Here is a 20,554-nt window from a genome sequence, read left to right as displayed (position 1 = left end):
AGACACCAGACACCCATACCAGAAAGCCTTAATCCCCCAACATACAAATAGTAAAATTCAATCGGAACAAAAGAAACAATCAATTTCCTCTAAATCACATTAGCGCTTAGACTTTGATCCATGTCCATACGGCACCACCGCCTTCCCCATAACATGGATATCCCGAGTGACCGACCCCATGGGTTACCCCAACCATCAAAGGACTAAACGATGAAAAAACTCACCACCGCCTCAGGCGCACCCGTCGTTGACAACCAAAACACCATGACCGCCGGTCCCCGTGGCCCAGCCCTCCTACAGGACATCTGGCTCATCGAAAAACTCGCCCACTTCGACCGCGAAGTCATCCCCGAGCGCCGCATGCACGCAAAAGGCGCCGGCGCCTACGGCACATTCACCGTTACGCACGACATCACCCAATACACCCGCGCCAGCATCTTCTCCGAAATCGGCAAAAAAACCCCCATGTTTGCGCGCTTCTCCACCGTAGCCGGTGAACGAGGCGCCGCCGACGCCGAACGCGACATCCGCGGTATCGCCATGAAGTTCTATACCGAGCAAGGCAACTGGGACCTGGTCGGCAACAACACCCCGGTGTTCTTCTTTAGAGATCCGCTCAAGTTTCCCGACCTGAACCATGCCGTCAAACGCGATCCCCGTACCGGCATGCGCAGCGCGCAGAACAACTGGGAATTCTGGACCGGCCTGCCCGAGGCACTACACCAGGTCACCATTGTCATGAGCGACCGGGGCATCCCCGTCGGCTATCGCAACATGCACCTGTTCGGCAGCCACACGTTCAGCTTCATCAACGCACAGAACCAACGCTTCTGGGTTAAATTTCACTTCGTCACCAAACAGGGCATCAAAAACCTCACTGATGCCCAGGCCAGCGAAATCGTCGGACGCGACCGCGAAAGCTCCCAGCGCGACCTCTTCGAAGCCATCGAAAAAGGCGATTTTCCGCGCTGGACACTGTATGTCCAGATCATGCCCGAGAAAGAAGCCGGCAGTTACCACCTGAACCCTTTCGACCTGACCAAAGTCTGGCCGCATGGCGATTACCCGCTGATCGAAGTCGGTGAAATGGAACTGAACCGCAATCCTGAAAACTTCTTCGCCGAAGTAGAGCAGGCAGCCTTTTCGCCCGCCAACGTTGTGCCCGGCATCGGCTTTTCGCCCGACCGCATGCTGCAGGCCCGTCTGTTCTCATATGGCGATGCGCATCGCTATCGTCTGGGTGTGAACCACCACCAGATTCCGGTCAATGCGCCAAAATGCCCCTTCCATAGCTACCATCGAGACGGCGCCATGCGCGTGGACGGCAACCACGGCGGCATCACCGGCAACGAACCCAACGCCAGCGGCGAATGGCAGGACCAGCCTGAGTTCCGCGAGCCGCCACTGTCCATCGAAGGCGCCGCCGATCACTGGAACCACCGCGAAGACACGGACTACTTCTCGCAGCCCGGCAATCTGTTCCGCCTGATGAACGATGAACAGAAACAGGCGTTGTTCTATAACACCGCCAGAGCCATCGCGGGCGTAAGCAAAGATATCCAGCAACGGCACATCGACCACTGCGCCCTGGCAGACCCGGCCTATGGCGCCGGAGTGGCCGACGCCATCATAGCCGTCGAGCGCCAAGATGAGCAGTCCGTCGGCGCTGAATCAACCGCCCATCTGACCACGGCGTAAGGATTGCCAAGTTGCGAGCGTGAGACAAGCACGAACGTGACCGGGCAAGAAGGGGAACGCCCCCGTTGCATGGCAGCGGGGGCGTTCATTGCGCGGAGCAACCCACGGCGCCGCGCCCGGCCCATCGCAGGGGCCAACTACGCGCCTACAGATAACACTTTCCGTCCAGATAGGCCTTGCGCCAGCGTGTAATCACCGTGCGCTCGAACAGCCCCGCCACCGCAAACGGATCCCGATTCACAAAATCCTCAGCTTCCGCACGGGTTTCCACATCCACGATATAGACACTGCCCGTACCTCCCGTGCCATCGTCCTCCAGCTTGGCTCCGCACGCCAGCAGCAGCCCCTTGTTCTCCTCCAGGAAATCCAGATGGCTGTCGCGCACCGCCTGGCGCAACGCTGCAGAGTGAGGCTTGTCGAAGGTTTCAATCAGATATGGCATGATGGCTCCTGTTTGCAATCAGAATCGGCACGACACCGTGCCCGAAACGCCCCCGAAACGCTACACTTTCGTATCCGGCGGGCCTTGTATCCCTAGCGCAATACTACCCCGGCGCCGCTGCCTTTGTCCGGCGCCAGGCATAGCAGGGAATGAATGCGCTCAATCAACGTTTTTCCACTGTATATTTTGCCATGTCCCTGCGTGCCCACGATCCCATCATCGCCATCGCCACCGCCCCAGGGCGCGGCGGCATCGGCGTCATACGCATCTCCGGCCGCGAACTTCAGCCGCTGATTCGCAAACTGCTTGCGCGCGACCTCACGCCCCGTCACGCCCACTATCTGCCCTTCAACGACAGCCAGGGCATGGCCATGGACGCCGGCATCGCGCTCTACTTCAACGCGCCACACTCTTACACCGGCGAAGACGTCCTCGAGCTGCAGGGTCACGGCGGGCCAGCGGTCCTGCGGCGCATCCTGCAGCACTGCCTCGACATCGGCCAGGCGCACGGCCTGCGCCTGGCCGAGCCTGGCGAATTCACCCAGCGCGCCTTTCTGAACGACCGCATGGATCTCGCCCAGGCCGAAGCCGTGGCCGATCTCATCGATGCCTCCTCAGAAGCCGCCGCCCGCAGCGCCATGGCCTCGCTCAGCGGCGCCTTCTCGGCACAGGTCAATGGCCTGAACGACCGCATCATTCACTTGCGCATGCTCGTCGAAGCCACACTCGACTTCCCGGAAGAAGAAATCGACTTTCTGGAAAAATACCAGGCTGCACCCACGCTTGCCGCAATCCGCCAAGACCTTGACGCCCTCACCGCCCAAGCCCGCCAAGGCATGATTCTGCGCGAAGGCCTGCATGTGGTTCTGGCCGGCCAGCCCAACGTCGGCAAATCCAGCCTGCTCAATGCCCTGGCTGGCGACGACATCGCCATTGTCACCCCCATCGCCGGCACCACGCGCGACAAAGTCATCCAGCAGATTCACATCGACGGCGTGCCCATGCACATCATCGACACCGCCGGCCTGCGCGACACTGACGACACCGTCGAAAGCATAGGCATTGCACGCAGCTGGGCCGAGATCGAGAAAGCCAACGTCATCATTCACCTGCAGGACGCCCGCAAACCCAACGACGAACTCGACTCCGCCATCACCGCAAGGCTGCCCGCCCGCACCCCGGTACTCAAGGTATACAACAAGCTGGATCTGCTGTCCGGCGCGGCACTCGCGTCTGCGATCAATCAGACAGACGATGCCAATGCGGCAGACGAGGCAACCCTGCCCGCCAGCGGCACAAGCCAGGTCGCCGGCCAGCCTGCACCAGCTCCGGCCAGCAAAGGGCAAAGCACCGAACACGGCCAGACCACCGTTCTGCACATCTCCGCCAAAACCGGCCAGGGTCTTGACAGCCTGCGTCGCAGATTGCTGGACATCGCCGGCTGGAGCCCCGGCGCCGAATCGCCCTGGCTTGCCCGGGAACGCCACCTCTTCGCCCTGGACGCCGCCCGCCAGCACCTCGCGCTCGCCGCCGACCACGCCAGCCAGAGCGATCAGGTGCTCGACTTATTCGCCGAAGAACTCCGTCTCGCCCACGATGCTCTGTGCGAAATCACTGGGCAATTCACCAGCGACGATTTGCTGGGGGAGATTTTTTCCAGTTTCTGTATTGGAAAGTGAGGTGGGGTCCAGGGACATCCACTGATGTCTGCGGACGTGGATCTAATACTTGTAAATAAAGGAATTTTCGTCTGCGCAGAACCTGTCTGCCGCCCAGTTGCAGGCTTTGTCGGATGAGTTTCTGCTGTATCAGACCGAAGATGCCCAGACACGTGTCCAGGTGCGATCCCAGGATGGCGGCATTTGGCTGACTCAGGCACAGCTGGCTGAGCTATATCAGTGTTCACCGCAGAACATCACCCAGCATATCCGCGCCATTTATCAGTCCGGGGAGCTGGTGGAAGAGGCAACTTGTAAGCCGTACTTACAGGTTCGATGGGAGCGTGAACGGCAAGTTAGCCGCAGACAGAAGCACTACAGCCTGGAAGTGGTCCTGGGGGTCGGCTACCGTGCGAAGTCGCACCGAGGTGCCCAGTTCCGTCGCTGGGCTACGGAACAACTTGCGACCTACCTGACCAAGGGCGTACTGCTGGACGACGAGCGCTTCAAGCGAGGCGAGGATGCCGACTATTTCGAAGAATTGCTGGCGCGTATCCGCGACATCCGCTCCTCGGAAAAGGTGTTCTGGCGCAAGGTGCTGGACATCTATGCCACTAGCCTAGATTACGACCCGCACACGGAAACATCGAAATAGTTCTTCGCCACCGTGCAGAACAAGATGCACTGGGCCGCACATGGCCACACGGCTGCAGAATTAATCATGCAGCGGGTGGATACGCAGGAACCGAACGTCGGGTTGACCAATTGGCCGGGAGCATCCAAAGGTGTCTCGGTGCGCAAGGCAGACGTAGGCAGCCCGTCGCAATGCCAACAGCCGTCTGGCGCCAGCGTGCCCACGGCAAGCCAGGCGGCAAGAGATGATTCAACACAAAATCTCGGGTACGCTCAACCAACCCCTTCCCTAACCCATTTGCATCCATTCCACCAGAACAGACAAAAGGGACAATCCGCGACGTGCGCCAAGCGCCTCAACGACGCCCCACCCACAACAGCGGCAGGCCCGCCACCAGCACCACCAGCCCCAGCCACGCGCCCGTCCCAGCATAGCGGGCGCTCGCCCAGAAGAGCGCCAGACACGTCAATGCCAACACCAGCGGTGTCAGGGGATAGAACGGCACCCGGAACGGGCGCTCGCGTCCACCATCGCGGCGTCGCAATACAATGACCGCCATGGCCGTCAGAAACATGAACAGCCAGAAGACTGGCGCCGTATAGGCCACCATTGCCTCCAGCCCGCTCTCGCTGAATGCGCCGAACAGGATAAGCAACAGCGTAATCCCGCCCTGCAGCGCCAACGCCCGTACCGGCGTCGCGCCTCGATTGCTCCAGGCACCCAGAACCCCTAGCGCGGGAACGTCGCGGCCCAGCGCATAATACACACGAGCACCCGTAAAAATACAGGCATTGATCGTGCCCAGCGCAGTACAACACACCAGCAGACTCAGCAGTATGGCCGCCCAGGGTCCCGCCAACATGGACATCATATCTGCGCCCACCGTATGCGTGCCCCGCAGGCCCTCCAGGCCAAACACCCGCAGATAGGCCAGATTCACCAACAGATAGATGGTAGTGATCACCACCGTGCCCAGCAAAAGCACTCGCCACATATTGCGTCGCACATCACGCAGCTCTCCCGACAGGTAGGCTGCCTCATTCCAACCGCCATACGTCAACAGCACGAATACCATACCCATGCCCAGCGTGCCGGCCATGCTCATCTGCCGTACCTCGCTGCTCGCGCCGGCCTGCATGTCAACAGGCGTAGACAGCGTCAGCCCTGCCAGCGCCACGACGACCATCGCCAACACGGTAAAGAGCGTCAAGACGCGCTGCAAACGCCGCGACGCCAGCGCACCCACCATATTGATCACGGTGAGCACAGCCACGACCATCGCGCCATACCATGCAGGACCGTACGGCCCGAGCGGCCACAGCACCTGCGCATAATCACCGAAGATGAAGGCCACGGCGGCGATGGCCCCAGTCTGAATAATCGTTCCGCGGGCCCATGCGAAGAGCACGCCGACATTGCGCCCCCAAGCCCGCGCCAGAAAAGCGTACTCCCCTCCCGCATCGGGATAGGTGCTGCCCAGCTCCGCATAGCAAAGCGCGCCCACAAACATGAGCGCGCCGCCAGCAAGCCACAAGGCCATATAGACGGGGGCTGACCAGGCATGCTGCGCCACCAAAGGCGGAAAGCCAAAAATGCCGATGCCCACCACCACGCCAACCAGCATCGCCACCGCGTCCAGTACAGACAGGCCGCCGACCTGCGGTGCCAGCGCAGCCGGGCCTGTTGCGGCAACATTGACCGTCATGAATGCCGCCCGTCAGCGCCGAACCGCACGCCAGCCCTGCACAACATTGCCCGTCGCAGGATTGGCCGCCATCGTGTCCGCCTGCACCGTGCCCGTGTAATGGCGCGCCTCGTTGCCGTCACCGATTTGCAGCGTGATCTCCTTGCCCCGCAGCTTGCCCCGGACGGGCATGGCGTGTCCTTTGGCCGTCTGTGCAATGCCGCTCAGGTGCTGGAACGTCTGTTCCACGTCCAGCGCCAGCGAACCTTCCGGGCCATCCAGTTGCCAGGCGCCGGCAACCTTGGCGGGCACAACCCACATATAGACATCGCGATTGCCCAAGCGCGCATAATCGTCGCTTTCCCAATCATCCATATCGAAGGCATGCGACACCACGCGCGTTCCGGCAGCCAGATCCAGCACCTTAGGACGCAAACGCATGTTGACGTTTGGCAGCAAATACATGGTCAAGACGGTTGCATTGGAAAAATCCGTGTCAAACAAATCCTCCTGACGGAACTCCACCCGATCGGACACCCCGGCGTCTTTCGCATTCGCCTTCGCCTCTTCAACGCGAACCGGATTCAAATCCACCCCCAGCGCAGACAGCGCAGCCCTGTCCTTCACCGCGGCAATGGCGATACGGCCATCTCCCGACCCCAGATCTATCACGCGATCCGACGGCCCCACTTCCGCCATGTTGAGCATGCGCTCCACTACCTCGGGCGGGGTAGGCACAAAAGGGACATCAAAGGTATCTGCCGCAGCGCTTGAAGGCAAAAAACCCAGCGTAACGATGAGAAAACTGCCCGCAACCATCACGCAGGCGCGACCCGGACAATGACGCCGAAAGTAGCTGATCAGCATGATCCTCTCCTTAGGTTGACCTACCCTGGGTTGTGATCTCGGCCGCCAACCAGCAACCGCCATCACCTCGATTTGCGTGTGCCTTGCGCACTACTGCAACCGCATCCGGCACGTTACTGATGCTACTTCAATCTGTCATTGCTTACGCTAAGCTGAACAAATTTTTACGTTTTTGCGCTTGATGCGTGCCAAACGCCCCCGTGCTAACCTGTTTTCATACTATGGACGTTGATACAGGAAGCACTGGATATGGCAGCAACATCTCAACTCGTCGTGGGCGTCTTTTGCGGTTCCAGCCCGGGCACAGATCCCATCTACCTCGCCTCGGCCCAGGAAACCGGCCATGCGCTGGCTTCGGCGGGTATCGAGATTGTCTACGGGGGCGGCCGCGTGGGGCTGATGGGAGCGCTGGCCGATGCTGCGATTGCCGCGGGTGGGCGCGTTACCGGCGTAATGCCACGCTCACTTGTCGATAGCGAGATCGCTCATACAGGCCTGACAGATCTGCACGTCGTTGAAAACATGCATCAGCGCAAGGCCAGAATGGCCGACCTGGCCACTGCCTTCGTCGCTCTGCCGGGTGGCGCCGGCACCCTGGACGAAATCTTCGAACAATGGACCTGGGCCCAACTGGGCATTCATCAAAAACCCTGCGGCTTTCTCAATACCAAGGGTTATTTCGACCCCCTGCGCGGAATGACCCGCAAGATGGTCGCAGAAGGCTTCATGAAGCAACAATACGACGATATGCTGATTTTCGCGGACACGCTCGAAGTGCTGCTCGCAGGTTTTCGTGATTACACCCCGCCCCATCGCAAATGGATGCCTGCCACCGAAAAAGTCGAGCCATAATCCAGCCAAGGTAAGCAAGCGACAAAAAGCCGGGCCCTGCGTAATGACAGGGCCCGGCTTTTTTTGGCGATGGCTTGCGCCGACGCACTTCTGATCGGAGGCGCCGCCTTGGCCAAACGGCCGCAGCGGCTAACCCACCAGCAGATTACTCGTCGGCAACATCACCGGACGGGGACTGCTCCGCCGACGGCGCATCGTCGTGGCTTTCCGCGTGGGCTTCCGCCACGGTTTCAGCCGGCGTATCCTCGAAAGGATTGGCCATGGCGCGCGCTGCCTGACGCTCGGCGGCCTCGTGAGCCTCCTTGTCCTTGCGTGCCATGTGATACGACATGCCCGTACCTGCGGGAATCAGGCGACCGACAATGACGTTTTCCTTCAGGCCGCGCAGATCGTCCCGCTTGCCCATGATCGCGGCTTCAGTCAGCACGCGCGTGGTTTCCTGGAACGACGCCGCGGAGATGAACGAATCCGTCGACAGCGAAGCCTTGGTGATCCCCAGCAGTACGTTGTCGTACGTGGCAGGAATCTTGCCTTCGGCTTCCATGCGATCGTTCTCGTTCAGCAGTTCGGAGCGCTCGACCTGCTCGCCGGTAATGAAGTTGGTATCGCCGGCGTCGGTGATGTTCACGCGACGCAGCATCTGGCGAACGATCACCTCGATGTGCTTGTCGTTGATCTTCACGCCTTGCAGACGGTACACGTCCTGCACTTCATTCACGACATAGTTGGCCAGCTTCTCGATGCCCTGCAAACGCAGGATATCGTGAGGATCGGCCGGGCCGTCCACGATCATTTCGCCCTTGTTCACCACCTGGCCGTCGTGCACCAGCACCTGTTTTTCCTTGGGAATCAGGAACTCGTGGCTCACGCCATCCATGTCGGTGATGACCAGACGCTGCTTACCCTTGGTGTCCTTACCGAACGACACCGTACCCGTGACGTCTGCCAGCATGCCGGCATCCTTGGGCGAACGGGCTTCGAACAGCTCGGCCACACGTGGCAGACCGCCGGTAATATCGCGTGTCTTTTGCGATTCTTGCGGAATACGCGCCAGCACCTCACCGATATTGACCTGCTGTCCGTCGCGCACCGTAATCAGCGCGCCGACAGGGAAAGAAATGCTGACCGCGTGATCCGTACCCGCGATGCGGACGTCTTCGCCAGCCTCATTGAGCAGGCGAATCTGCGGACGCATCATGACCTTGCCGCTGCGCGTCTTGGGTGTGATCACCACCAGCGTGGACAGGCCCGTGACCTCGTCAAGCTGCTTGACAACCGTAACGCCTTCCTCGATGTTCTCGAAGCGCACCGTACCGGTGTATTCGGACACGATGGGGCGTGTCAGCGGATCCCATGTCGCCAGACGCGTACCGGCCTTGACGTTATCGTTGTCGCCCACGGTAATCGTGGCGCCATAAGGTATCTTGTGGCGCTCGCGCTCCCGGCGGTTGTCGTCGAAAATAACGATCTCGCCCGAACGGGAAATCGCCACGCGCTCACCCTTGGCGTTGGTGACATAGCGCAGGCCAATGGCAAAAGCCACCGTACCGGCCGACTTGGTTTCCACCGAGCTGGCCATGGCCGAACGCGATGCCGCGCCACCGATGTGGAAAGTACGCATCGTCAGCTGCGTGCCCGGCTCGCCGATGGACTGGGCCGCGATGACACCCACCGCTTCGCCACGGTTGACCATCGTACCGCGACCCAGATCGCGGCCGTAGCAATGCGCGCACAGGCCATGACGGGTTTCGCACGTGAGCGGCGTACGGATCTTGACCTCATCCACCCCGATGCTGTCAATCAGGTCAACGATGTCTTCGTCCAGCAGCGTGCCGGCCGGCACCGCCGTTTCCTGCGTATCCGGGTTGACGATATCCACAGCCGCTACCCGGCCCAGGATACGGTCGCGCAACGGTTCGATCACTTCACCGCCCTCGACCAGCGCCTTCATCGAGTAGCCGCGCGTCGTGCCGCAATCCGTCTCGGTGATGACCAGATCCTGCGTCACGTCGACCAGGCGACGCGTCAGGTAACCCGAGTTTGCCGTCTTCAGTGCCGTATCCGCCAGACCTTTACGTGCGCCGTGCGTCGAAATAAAGTACTGAAGCACGTTCAGGCCTTCGCGGAAGTTGGCGGTAATCGGCGTCTCGATAATCGAGCCATCCGGCTTGGCCATCAGGCCGCGCATACCTGCCAGCTGGCGAATCTGCGCAGCAGAACCCCGGGCACCCGAGTCAGCCATCATGTAGATGGAGTTGAAAGACTCCTGGCGGACTTCTTCGCCATGGCGGTTGATGACCGGTTCCGTGGCAAGCTGCTCCATCATGGCCTTGCCAACCTTGTCGCCAGCCTTGCCCCAGATATCGACCACGTTGTTGTAGCGTTCCTGGGCTGTTACCAGACCCGAGGAATACTGCTTGTCGATCTCTTTGACCTCTTTGCTGGCCTGAGCCAGGATGTCTTCCTTGACCGATGGCACGAGCATGTCGCTCATGGCGATGGAAATGCCACCGCGCGTTGCCAGGCGGAAGCCGGACTGCATCAGCTTGTCGGCAAAAATCACCGTGGCACGCAGGCCGCAGCGACGGAACGACTGGTTGATCAGGCGCGAGATTTCCTTCTTCTTGAGCGGGCGGTTCAACACGGAGAACGGCAAGCCCCTGGGCAGGATCTCGGACAGCAGCGCACGGCCCACCGTCGTTTCGAAACGCTTGAGCACAGGCTGCCATTCGCCGGCAGCGTCTTTCTCGTACTCGTTCAGGCGAACGGTGACGCGCGACTGCAGCTCGACTTCGCCGTTATCGTAGGCGCGCTGGACTTCGGCCACGTCCATGAAGAACAGGCCTTCGCCCTTGCCATTGATGCGTTCACGCGTCGTGTAGTACAGACCCAGCACGATATCCTGCGACGGCACGATGGACGGCTCGCCGTTGGCGGGGAACAGCACGTTGTTCGACGCAAGCATCAGCGTGCGCGCTTCAAGCTGGGCTTCCAGCGACAGCGGCACGTGAACAGCCATCTGGTCGCCGTCGAAGTCGGCGTTGAACGCCGCGCAAACCAGCGGGTGCAGTTGAATGGCCTTGCCTTCGATCAGCACGGGTTCGAACGCCTGAATACCCAGCCTGTGCAGCGTCGGCGCACGGTTCAGCATAATGGGGTGTTCACGAATGACCTCTTCGAGAATATCCCACACCACAGGCTCCTGGCCTTCAACCAGTTTCTTGGCAGCTTTGATTGTCGTGGCCAGGCCCATCATTTCAAGACGATTGAAAATGAAAGGCTTGAACAGTTCGAGCGCCATCAGCTTGGGCAGACCGCACTGGTGCAGCTTGAGCTGCGGGCCCACCACAATCACCGAACGGCCAGAGTAGTCCACGCGCTTGCCCAGCAGGTTCTGACGGAAACGACCGCTCTTGCCCTTGATCATGTCGGCCAGCGACTTGAGCTGGCGCTTGTTGGCGCCTGTCATGGCCTTGCCGCGACGACCGTTATCCAGCAGCGAATCAACAGACTCCTGCAGCATGCGCTTTTCGTTGCGCAGAATGATGTCCGGCGCCTTCAGTTCGAGCAAGCGCTTGAGGCGGTTGTTGCGGTTGATGACGCGACGGTACAAGTCGTTCAGATCGGACGTCGCGAAACGGCCGCCGTCGAGCGGCACCAGCGGACGCAGGTCCGGTGGCAGCACGGGCAGCACTTCCATGACCATCCACTCGGGCTTGATGCCCGATTTCTGGAAGCCTTCGAGTACTTTCAGGCGTTTGGAGATCTTCTTGATCTTGGCATCGGACGACGTTGCCTTGAGTTCCGCGCGCAGGGTTTCGACATCGCGATCGATGTCGATCGTGCGCAGCAGCTCGCGCACGGCTTCCGCGCCCATCAGGGCGTGGAAATCGTCGCCGTACTCTTCTGTCTTGGCCAGGAAATCGTCATCGGACATGATCTGACCGCGCTTGAGCGGCGTCATACCAGGTTCGATCACGCACCAGGCTTCGAAATACAGCACGCGCTCGATATCGCGCAGCGTCATGTCGAGCACCATGCCCAGACGCGACGGCAGGCTCTTGAGGAACCAGATGTGCGCTACCGGGCTGGCCAGCTCGATATGGCCCATGCGCTCGCGGCGCACCTTGGCAACGGTGACTTCCACACCGCATTTTTCGCAGATCACGCCGCGATGCTTCAGGCGCTTGTACTTGCCGCAAAGGCACTCGTAGTCCTTGATGGGACCAAAGATCTTTGCGCAGAACAGGCCATCGCGCTCCGGCTTGAACGTGCGGTAGTTGATGGTTTCCGGCTTGCGGACTTCACCATACGACCACGACCGCACTTTCTCCGGCGACGCGATGCCGATCTTGATGGCATCGAATTGCTCGTCTTGCGAGACTTGTTTGAATAGATCGAGTAGCGCTTTCATTATTTACGCTCCAAATCCATGTCCAGGGACAGGGACCTAATTTCTTTGACCAGAACATTGAACGACTCGGGCATGCCGGCGTCGATGACGTGGTCGCCCTTGACGATGTTCTCGTACACCTTGGTGCGGCCGGAGATATCGTCGGACTTGACGGTAAGCATCTCCTGCAGCGTGTACGAAGCACCGTAGGCTTCCAGCGCCCAGACTTCCATCTCCCCGAAGCGCTGGCCACCGAACTGGGCTTTACCACCCAGCGGTTGCTGCGTAACCAGCGAGTACGGACCGGTCGAACGCGCGTGCATCTTGTCATCGACCAGGTGATGCAGCTTCAGGTAGTGCATGTAGCCAATCGTGACCGGGCGCTCGAATTTCTCGCCGGTACGGCCATCAAACAGCCATGCCTGCGTGCGCGTATCCGTCAGTTGCAGACGTTCTGCAATCTCGTCGGGATAAGCCAGCTTGAGCATCTCGCCGATTTCTTCTTCGGTTGCGCCGTCGAACACAGGCGTTGCCAGCGGAAGACCGTTCTTCAGGTTGTGCGCCATCGCAACAACTTCGTCATCGGTCAGCTCATCGATGTGCGCGCCCGTGCCGGTGCTGTTGTAGACCGTTTCGAGGTAGCTGCGCAGCGCCTTGACCTGCACGCCCTTTTCTTCGTCGAGCATGTCGGCGATGCGGTAACCCAGACCCTTTGCTGCCCAGCCCAGGTGAACCTCGAGCACCTGCCCGACGTTCATTCGAGAGGGAACACCCAAGGGATTGAGCACGATGTCGGCAGGCGTACCGTCGGCCATATGCGGCATATCTTCGACCGGCGTAATACGCGAGACAACACCCTTGTTACCGTGACGGCCGGCCATCTTGTCGCCAGGCTGCAGGCGACGCTTGACGGCCAGGTACACCTTGATCATCTTGAGCACGCCCGGGGGCAGCTCATCGCCCTGCGTAAGCTTCTTGCGCTTTTCTTCGAAGGCCAGGTCAAACTGATGGCGCTTCTGTTCAAGCGATTCCTTGGCCTGCTCGAGCACGATGGCGTGTGCTTCGTCCGCCAAGCGGATATCGAACCACTGCCAGCGATCCAGATCCGACAGGTATTCCTTGGTGAGCTCGGTGCCTTTGGCCAGCTTGCGCGGACCACCGTTGACCGTCTTGCCTGTCAGGAACTTGCCGATACGGTCAAAGGTATCGTCTTCAACAATACGCAGCTGATCGTTCAGATCCTGGCGATAACGGCGCAGCTCATCGTCGATGATGGACTGTGCACGCTTGTCGCGCTCAATGCCTTCGCGGGTGAAGACCTGCACATCGATAACCGTACCCACCATGCCGGACGGAACGCGCAGCGACGTATCCTTCACGTCGGACGCCTTCTCGCCGAAAATGGCGCGCAGCAGCTTCTCTTCTGGCGTCAGCTGGGTTTCGCCCTTGGGCGTGACCTTGCCGACCAGCACGTCGTCGGCGCGCACTTCCGCGCCGATGTAGACAATGCCGGAATCGTCCAGACGGTTAAGCTGAATCTCGGGCAGGTTGCTGATATCGCGCGTGATTTCTTCGGCGCCCAATTTGGTGTCGCGCGCCACAACCGTGAGTTCCTCGATGTGAACAGACGTATAGCGGTCGTCGGCCACGATTTTTTCGGAAATCAGGATCGAATCTTCGAAGTTATAGCCGTTCCAGGGCATGAACGCGATCAGCATGTTCTGGCCCAGGGCGAGTTCGCCCAGGTCCGTCGATGCGCCATCGGCCAGCACGTCGCCACGCGCCACATGGTCGCCACGCTTGACGATAGGACGCTGGTTGATATTGGTATTCTGGTTGGAACGGGTGTACTTGATCAGATTGTAGATGTCCACGCCCACTTCACCGGCGACGTTTTCGTCGTCGTTGACGCGAATCACCACGCGCTCGGCATCTACGTGATCCACAACCCCGCCACGAACCGCCTGCACCGTGGTGCCCGAGTCGACAGCCACCGTACGCTCGATACCTGTGCCGACCAGCGGCTTTTCAGGACGCAGGCAAGGCACTGCCTGGCGCTGCATGTTGGCGCCCATCAAAGCCCGGTTCGCGTCATCGTGCTCCAGGAAGGGAATCAGCGATGCCGCCACGGAAACGATCTGCGACGGCGCTACGTCCATGTAGTGCACGTTGGACGGCGCGGTCAACATGGTTTCGCCAGCCTGACGGCAAGCCACCAGGTCGTCCTCGAAGCGTCCGCTCTCGTCCAGATGCGCGTTCGCCTGGGCAATCACGTAGTTGCTTTCTTCGATGGCCGACAGATAGTCGATCTGCTCGCTGACCTTGCCGTCAATGATCTTGCGGTAAGGGGTTTCGAGGAAGCCGTATTCATTCAGGCGTGCATACAACGCCATGGAGTTGATCAGACCGATGTTCGGACCTTCCGGCGTTTCAATCGGGCAGACGCGGCCATAGTGCGTGGGATGCACGTCGCGCACTTCAAAGCCGGCGCGCTCGCGGGTAAGACCGCCTGGGCCCAATGCGGAAACGCGACGCTTGTGCGTGATTTCCGACAGCGGATTGGTTTGGTCCATAAACTGCGACAGCTGGCTGGAACCGAAGAACTCCTTGATGGCCGCCGAGATAGGCTTGGAGTTGATCAGGTCGTGCGGCATCAGGTTTTCGGTTTCGGCCTGGCCGAGACGCTCCTTGACCGCGCGCTCAACACGCACCAGACCGGCGCGGAACTGGTTCTCGGCCAGTTCGCCCACGCAACGCACGCGACGATTGCCCAGGTGATCGATATCATCGATCTGGCCACGGCCGTTGCGCAGCTCAACCAACACCTTGATGGTTTCAAGAATGTCTTCGTTAGTCAGCGTCATCGGGCCCGTGATATCTTCGCCACGGCCCAGACGGCTGTTGACCTTCATGCGGCCCACGCGCGACAGATCGTAGGCGTCTTCGCTGTAGAACAGGCGCTGGAACAGCGCTTCGACCGCCTCTTCGGTGGGCGGCTCGCCAGGACGCATCATGCGGTAGATGGCAACGCGCGCGGCCATCTGGTCGGCGGTTTCATCGGTGCGCAGGGTCTGCGAGATATACCCGCCGCGATCGAGTTCGTTGATGTACAGCGTTTCGATTTCGCGAATGCCTGCAGTGCGGATCTCGCCCAGCATGGTTTCGGTGATCTCGTCGTTGGCATTGGCCACGACTTCGCCCGTTTCGGCGTTGACCAGGTTCTTGGCCAGCACACGGCCCACGAGGAAGTCTTCAGGAACCGAGATGTACTCGACCTTGGCTTCGCCCAGCTCGCGCAGGTGCTTGGCATTGATGCGCTTGTCTTTCTCGACAATCACATTGCCTGCCTTGTCCTTGATGTCGAAGCGCGCGACTTCGCCCTTCCAGCGCTCGGGCACGAACTCGAGCATGCCCCCTTCGCGCAGAATTTCGAAGTGATCGAAATCCGAGAAGTAGGCCAGAATGGCCTCGGGCGTCATGCCGATGGCCTTGAGCAAAATGGTCACGGGCATCTTGCGGCGACGATCGACACGGAAGAACAGGATGTCCTTGGGGTCGAACTCGAAATCGAGCCACGAGCCGCGATAGGGAATCACGCGTGCCGAAAACAAAAGCTTGCCGGAGCTGTGCGTCTTGCCGCGATCGTGCTCAAAGAACACGCCGGGCGAGCGGTGCAACTGAGAGACGATGACGCGCTCTGTGCCATTGATCACAAATGAACCGGTATTGGTCATGAGCGGTATCTCGCCCATGTATACTTCCTGTTCCTTGACTTCCTTGACCGTTGGCTTGCTGACTTCGCGATCCATCAACACCAAGCGGACTTTGGCGCGCAGCGGCGATGCATAGGTTAGGCCGCGCAGCTGGCATTCCTTGACATCGAAAACGGGTTCGCCGAGAACGTAGCTAACGAACTCCAGGCGCGCCATCTGGTTATGGCTTACGATAGGGAAAATAGAACTGAAAGCCGCTTGAAGGCCTTCATCTTTTCGTTTGGAAGGTGTAGTATCCGCCTGCAAAAACGTTATGTATGATTGCAGTTGAGTCGCCAAAAGGTAGGGGACGTCCTGGACGTCTTCACGTTTGGCGAAGCTCTTGCGTATGCGCTTTTTTTCGGTATACGAATAAGGCATGAGCACTCCGACTCGAGGGTTACATGGGCCGTCAACCACGGCCCTGGTTTACGACTCCAGAAAACCCGATTCAGGCAAAAAACCAGCACCAAATCGTGGGTTTTCTGGAAACGCAAAAGCCCGGGAAGGCACACGCGCTTCCCGGGCAGGCAGAAAAAGTCTTACTTGAGTTCGACTTTTGCGCCAGCTTCTTCAAGCTTCTTCTGGGCAGCTTCGGCATCAGCCTTGGCCAGACCTTCCTTGACAGGCTTCGGAGCACCGTCAACCAGATCCTTGGCTTCTTTCAGGCCAAGACCAGTGATTTCGCGAACTGCCTTGATGACGCTGACCTTGTTCGCGCCGATTTCGGCCAGAACAACGGTGAACTCGGTCTGCTCTTCAGCAGCAGCAGCGGCGCCACCAGCAGCAGGCGCGGCAACAGCAACAGCGGCGGCAGCAGCCGACACACCAAACTTTTCTTCCATTTCTGTGATCAGCTCGGACAGCTCAAGCACGGTCATGCCGGCGATGGCGTCGAGGATTTCAGCTTTGCTCATTTAAAGAACTCCAGATAAATTTAAAAACCAGGTTGGTTGTCGCTCGGTAGTATGAAATTCCGACCGCTTAGGCGGCTTCCTTCTGATCGCGCACAGCCGCGAGGCCGCGAACGAACTTGGTGGGAACTTCGTTGAGCGTACGCACAAATTGCGTGACGGGTGCTTGCATCGTACCCATGAGTTTCGAGAGCAACTCTTCGCGCGACGGCATGGTGGCCAAAGCCTTCACACCATCTTGGCTCAACAGGCTGTTGGGCAATGCCCCGCCTTTGATTACCAGCTTGTCGTTGGTCTTTGCGAAACCGGCAAGTACTTTTGCTGCCGCGACCGGATCAGTGCTGATGCCATACATCAACGGACCGGTCAGCTGGGCGGAGATCTCCTCGAAAGGAGTTCCTGCCAAGGCACGGCGAACCAGCGTATTCTTGAGAACACGCAGATACACGCCCGACTCACGCGCTGTTTTGCGCAATACGGTTACAGAGGCGACGTCCAGACCACGGTACTCCGCGATAATGACCGATTGAGCCTTTGCGACTTCCGCGCCGACTTCCTCGATGACTACCGCTTTCTCTTGACGATTGAGACTCACGGTTTGAACACTCCTTCAAACGACGCTTGGGAGGGTCCCTAGCGTCAACCGAATGCGGCGCACCTGGTCGAGTTCTTGGTACTGCAAGAATTCTTCCATGGGCGCCGTCTGCGCTGGACCCAGGCCGGAACCTGAAATTAAGCTTCACCTTGCGTGCACGAATGCTTGCGTGGCGAGGCTCCAGCGGTCTTTGACAGCGATGCCGGGACGAATCCCGACATGGCCCAAAGTTCTTTGCTACACAGCCTTATCAGGCTGCGAGCGATGCTACTTCAATGCGAGCGCCGCCGCCCATCGTGGACGAAACGGCCAGCTTGCGCAGATAAATACCCTTGGCAGCCGTCGGACGTGCCTTGTTCAGGGCGTCGACCAGTGCATTCAGGTTGCTTTGCAGCTGTTCGATATCGAACGATGCGCGGCCAATGGTGGCGTGGATAATGCCGGCCTTGTCGGTACGGTACTGGACCTGACCTGCCTTGGCGTTCTTCACTGCCTGGGCAACATCGGGGGTGACCGTGCCAACCTTGGGGTTGGGCATCAGGCCACGTGGGCCCAGGATCTGGCCCAGCGCACCCACCACGCGCATGGCGTCGGGCGAGGCAATGACCACGTCGAAATCCATCTGACCACCCTTGATGGAGGCAGCCAGGCCGTCCATGCCGACGATATCGGCGCCTGCAGCCTTGGCCGCTTCAGCCTTTTCGCCTTGGGCGAACACGGCGACGCGAACAGACTTGCCAGTGCCGGCAGGCAGTACAACCGAACCACGAACGATCTGGTCGGATTTTTTGGGATCGACGCCCAACTGAACAGCCACGTCGATGGACTCATCAAACTTGGCGGTAGCGGTTTCCTTGACCAGGGCCAGGGCCTCGGCAACGGGATAAAACTTGCTGCGATCGATCTTGGCGGCGATAGCGGCCGCGCGCTTGCTCAACTTGGCCATGCTTACACCCCTTCAACCGTGATGCCCATGCTGCGGGCGGTACCGGCAATCGTACGAACCGCGGCGTCCAGATCAGCAGCCGTCAGGTCGGGTTCCTTGGTTTTGGCGATTTCTTCTGCCTGGGCGCGCGTCAGCGTGCCAACCTTGTCCAGGTGAGGACGTGCCGAACCCTTCTGTACACCACTGGCCTTTTTGATCAGGATCGTGGCGGGCGGCGTCTTCATGATGAAGGTGAAGCTCTTGTCCGCGTAGGCAGTGATGACCACCGGAATCGGCAGACCGGGCTCCATGCCCTGCGTCTTGGCATTGAATGCCTTGCAGAATTCCATGATGTTCAGACCGCGCTGACCGAGCGCCGGACCAATGGGGGGGGAAGGATTAGCCTTACCAGCTGGTACTTGCAGCTTGATAAAGCCAACGATTTTCTTCGCCATGCTTTACTCCTTGCGGGTGATAACGCCTTCCGACAAATGCGGAAAGCTCCCCGGGGTTAAAAATTCAGGTTTTCTCAACCTGACCGAAATCGAGTTCCACCGGTGTTGCGCGGCCAAAAATGGTGACCGATACACGCACCTTGCTTTTCTCGTAATTGACGTCCTCGACGTTGCCGTTGAAGTCCGCAAAGGGGCCTTCCTTGACGCGAACCATCTCGCCAACCTCGAAGAGCACCTTGGGTTTGGGCTTCTCGACGCCTTCTTCCATCTGCGAAAGGATTTTTTCCACTTCGCGCTCGGAGATCGGCGCAGGCCGGTTGCCCGAACCGCCCAGGAAGCCGGTTACCCGGTTTGTATTCTTGACCAGGTGCCAGGTTTCATCCGTAAGATCCATCTCGACCAGGACATAGCCCGGGAAAATGCGGCGCTCGGAAATGGACTTTCGACCACCCTTGACCTCGACCACCTCTTCGGAAGGAACCAGTATGCGCCCGAAAGACGTTTCGAGCCCGGCGCGCTCTATGCGCTCCAGGAGTGCCTTGTGCACGCTTTTTTCCATGCCGGAATAAACGTGGACAACATACCAACGCTTGCTCATGTGTGCCCTTTATCTCCAGCCCAGCAGCAAGCCATAAATGACCCACTCCAGCGCTTTATCAACGACCCACAGGAAAATACCCATCACCACAACGAAGGCAAATACTATGCCTGTCATTTGAGTGGTTTCCTTGCGCGTGGGCCACACGACACGCTTGACTTCGTTATAGGAGTCGCGTCCGAAGCTGAGGGTACGACGCCCTGGTTCGCTGAACCAGGCGATGATGCCGGCAACGATCAGGCCGCCAACAAAGACACCGACGCGCGCGACGGTTGGCTGGCCTTCCATCATCGAATAACCAACGATGCCAGCTACAATTACGAGCACAGCGAGACCCAGCTTGATGCGATCTACGGTGCTGGTAACGGTTTCTACATTGCTATTCGACATATTCCGGCTGGTGGCGCCACCTGAGCGGCTACGATGTAACTGAATGTCTGGCAGGGGCAGTAGGAATCGAACCTACAACCTTCGGTTTTGGAGACCGACGCTCTGCCAATTGAGCTATACCCCTAGACTCTGAAAGCGATGAATCCTTTCGGCTTCATCGCCCTTGTACAACTGTACTACTTTTACTGCACCTGGCCGACACGCTGTGTCCGCCAGTTTGCGGCCAGTCTTTACTTGGCGATGCTGGCGACCACGCCGGCCCCGACCGTGCGTCCGCCTTCGCGGATGGCAAAGCGCAGGCCTTCTTCCATGGCGATCGGCGCAATCAGGCTTACCTTCATCGACACGTTATCGCCAGGCAGTACCATTTCCTTGTCCGCCGGCAGCTCGATCGTGCCCGTCACGTCCGTCGTGCGGAAGTAAAACTGCGGACGATAGCCCTGGAAGAACGGCGTATGACGGCCACCCTCGTCCTTGGACAGAATGTACACCTCGGCCGAGAAGTCCGTGTGCGGCTTGATCGAGCCGGGCTTGGCCAGCACCTGGCCGCGCTCGACGTCTTCGCGCTTGGTGCCGCGCAGCAAGATACCCACGTTATCGCCCGCCTCGCCCTGATCGAGCAGCTTGCGGAACATCTCCACGCCCGTGCACGTAGTCTTGACCGTGTCCTTGATGCCCACGATCTCGATTTCCTCGC

The 20,554-nt window shown here is 59.5% G+C and carries 15 protein-coding genes, 1 tRNA gene and 1 pseudogene; 4 read left to right on the top strand and 13 right to left on the bottom strand.

The genetic code is table 11. The annotated features are described in order from the left end of the window. Positions 1–210: 210 nt before the first annotated feature. Complete coding sequence (locus ERE07_RS20785; protein ID WP_130010944.1) at positions 211–1,698, top strand: catalase; 1,488 nt, start codon at positions 211–213, stop codon at positions 1,696–1,698. Between the two features lie 145 nt (positions 1,699–1,843). Here the strand turns inward: ERE07_RS20785 and ERE07_RS20780 are convergent, their stop codons facing one another. Beyond that, the gene (locus tag ERE07_RS20780) at positions 1,844–2,140 is read right to left on the bottom strand and encodes a YciI family protein (RefSeq protein ID WP_130010943.1); all 297 of its coding nucleotides are present in this window, start codon (positions 2,138–2,140) and stop codon (positions 1,844–1,846) included. A gap of 191 nt (positions 2,141–2,331) precedes the next feature. Here ERE07_RS20780 and mnmE point away from each other — a divergent pair, with 191 nt between their 5' ends. Beyond that, positions 2,332–3,819: a tRNA uridine-5-carboxymethylaminomethyl(34) synthesis GTPase MnmE gene (mnmE, locus tag ERE07_RS20775; RefSeq protein ID WP_130010963.1), complete on the top strand. Its 1,488-nt coding sequence runs from the start codon at positions 2,332–2,334 to the stop codon at positions 3,817–3,819. Positions 3,820–3,979: 160 nt separating this feature from the next. Beyond that, positions 3,980–4,597 (top strand): annotated as a pseudogene (gene rhuM, locus ERE07_RS20770) (RhuM family protein); the annotation flags it as partial. Between the two features lie 190 nt (positions 4,598–4,787). Here the strand turns inward: rhuM and ERE07_RS20765 are convergent. Both ERE07_RS20765 and ERE07_RS20760 read right to left on the bottom strand, forming a co-directional pair. After that, positions 4,788–6,137, bottom strand: coding sequence for an APC family permease (locus ERE07_RS20765; RefSeq protein WP_130010942.1), 1,350 nt, complete (start codon positions 6,135–6,137; stop codon positions 4,788–4,790). A gap of 12 nt (positions 6,138–6,149) precedes the next feature. Then, entirely contained in the window at positions 6,150–6,983 is an 834-nt protein-coding gene (locus tag ERE07_RS20760; protein WP_130010941.1) for an SAM-dependent methyltransferase, read from the bottom strand. A 249-nt stretch (positions 6,984–7,232) separates the two neighbouring features. On the opposite strand from ERE07_RS20760, the gene ERE07_RS20755 reads away from it, so the two are divergent. Beyond that, positions 7,233–7,835, top strand: a complete 603-nt coding sequence (locus tag ERE07_RS20755; RefSeq protein ID WP_130010940.1) for an LOG family protein — start codon at positions 7,233–7,235, stop codon at positions 7,833–7,835. Positions 7,836–7,980: 145 nt separating this feature from the next. On the opposite strand, the gene rpoC is transcribed toward ERE07_RS20755, so the two are convergent. From rpoC to ERE07_RS20705, 10 genes are all read right to left on the bottom strand, one after another. Then, positions 7,981–12,249 carry a DNA-directed RNA polymerase subunit beta' gene (gene rpoC, locus ERE07_RS20750; RefSeq protein ID WP_130010939.1) on the bottom strand — a complete coding sequence of 1,423 codons (4,269 nt, stop codon included), beginning with the start codon at positions 12,247–12,249 and terminating at the stop codon, positions 7,981–7,983. Then, positions 12,249–16,361: a DNA-directed RNA polymerase subunit beta gene (rpoB, locus tag ERE07_RS20745; protein WP_130010938.1), complete on the bottom strand. Its 4,113-nt coding sequence runs from the start codon at positions 16,359–16,361 to the stop codon at positions 12,249–12,251. Before rpoB ends, rpoC begins: the two co-directional genes overlap by 1 nt. Before the next feature lie 161 nt (positions 16,362–16,522). Then, positions 16,523–16,897 carry a 50S ribosomal protein L7/L12 gene (gene rplL / locus ERE07_RS20740; RefSeq protein WP_130010937.1) on the bottom strand — a complete coding sequence of 125 codons (375 nt, stop codon included), beginning with the start codon at positions 16,895–16,897 and terminating at the stop codon, positions 16,523–16,525. 67 nt (positions 16,898–16,964) lie between these two features. Then, a complete protein-coding gene (gene rplJ / locus ERE07_RS20735) occupies positions 16,965–17,489 on the bottom strand; it encodes a 50S ribosomal protein L10 (RefSeq protein ID WP_130010936.1) in 525 nt (174 codons plus the stop codon). Between the two features lie 250 nt (positions 17,490–17,739). Next, the gene (gene rplA / locus ERE07_RS20730; protein WP_130010935.1) at positions 17,740–18,435 is read right to left on the bottom strand and encodes a 50S ribosomal protein L1; all 696 of its coding nucleotides are present in this window, start codon (positions 18,433–18,435) and stop codon (positions 17,740–17,742) included. 2 nt (positions 18,436–18,437) lie between these two features. After that, positions 18,438–18,869, bottom strand: a complete 432-nt coding sequence (gene rplK, locus ERE07_RS20725) for a 50S ribosomal protein L11 (protein ID WP_130010934.1) — start codon at positions 18,867–18,869, stop codon at positions 18,438–18,440. 64 nt (positions 18,870–18,933) lie between these two features. Continuing rightward, positions 18,934–19,467: a transcription termination/antitermination protein NusG gene (nusG, locus tag ERE07_RS20720; protein ID WP_130010933.1), complete on the bottom strand. Its 534-nt coding sequence runs from the start codon at positions 19,465–19,467 to the stop codon at positions 18,934–18,936. A gap of 9 nt (positions 19,468–19,476) precedes the next feature. Beyond that, positions 19,477–19,857 (bottom strand): preprotein translocase subunit SecE, encoded by a 381-nt coding sequence (gene secE / locus ERE07_RS20715; protein ID WP_130010932.1) that lies wholly within the window; start codon positions 19,855–19,857, stop codon positions 19,477–19,479. Between the two features lie 48 nt (positions 19,858–19,905). Further along, a tRNA-Trp gene (locus ERE07_RS20710) sits at positions 19,906–19,981 on the bottom strand. A gap of 106 nt (positions 19,982–20,087) precedes the next feature. Further along, a partial coding sequence (locus tag ERE07_RS20705) for an EF-Tu C-terminal domain-related protein (protein ID WP_245153818.1) occupies positions 20,088–20,554 on the bottom strand: 467 nt, incomplete at its 5' end.

The sequence above is a fragment of the Allopusillimonas ginsengisoli genome, assembly GCF_004153455.1.
GTDB lineage: Bacteria > Pseudomonadota > Gammaproteobacteria > Burkholderiales > Burkholderiaceae_B > Allopusillimonas > Allopusillimonas ginsengisoli.
The sequence above is the reverse complement of the archived record's forward strand: the minus strand, read 5'-3'. Positions and strand labels throughout refer to the sequence as shown.

Excerpts from the sequence above, each read along its gene's own strand:
- ERE07_RS20785 (WP_130010944.1), top strand. The coding sequence starts at position 211 with ATGAAAAAACTCACCACCGCCTCAGGCGCACCCGTCGTTGACAACCAA.
- ERE07_RS20780 (WP_130010943.1), bottom strand. The coding sequence starts at position 2,140 with ATGCCATATCTGATTGAAACCTTCGACAAGCCTCACTCTGCAGCGTTG.
- mnmE (WP_130010963.1), top strand. The coding sequence starts at position 2,332 with ATGTCCCTGCGTGCCCACGATCCCATCATCGCCATCGCCACCGCCCCA.
- ERE07_RS20765 (WP_130010942.1), bottom strand. The coding sequence starts at position 6,137 with ATGACGGTCAATGTTGCCGCAACAGGCCCGGCTGCGCTGGCACCGCAG.
- ERE07_RS20760 (WP_130010941.1), bottom strand. The coding sequence starts at position 6,983 with ATGCTGATCAGCTACTTTCGGCGTCATTGTCCGGGTCGCGCCTGCGTG.
- ERE07_RS20755 (WP_130010940.1), top strand. The coding sequence starts at position 7,233 with ATGGCAGCAACATCTCAACTCGTCGTGGGCGTCTTTTGCGGTTCCAGC.
- rpoC (WP_130010939.1), bottom strand. The coding sequence starts at position 12,249 with ATGAAAGCGCTACTCGATCTATTCAAACAAGTCTCGCAAGACGAGCAA.
- rpoB (WP_130010938.1), bottom strand. The coding sequence starts at position 16,361 with ATGCCTTATTCGTATACCGAAAAAAAGCGCATACGCAAGAGCTTCGCC.
- rplL (WP_130010937.1), bottom strand. The coding sequence starts at position 16,897 with ATGAGCAAAGCTGAAATCCTCGACGCCATCGCCGGCATGACCGTGCTT.
- rplA (WP_130010935.1), bottom strand. The coding sequence starts at position 18,435 with ATGGCCAAGTTGAGCAAGCGCGCGGCCGCTATCGCCGCCAAGATCGAT.
- rplK (WP_130010934.1), bottom strand. The coding sequence starts at position 18,869 with ATGGCGAAGAAAATCGTTGGCTTTATCAAGCTGCAAGTACCAGCTGGT.
- nusG (WP_130010933.1), bottom strand. The coding sequence starts at position 19,467 with ATGAGCAAGCGTTGGTATGTTGTCCACGTTTATTCCGGCATGGAAAAA.
- secE (WP_130010932.1), bottom strand. The coding sequence starts at position 19,857 with ATGTCGAATAGCAATGTAGAAACCGTTACCAGCACCGTAGATCGCATC.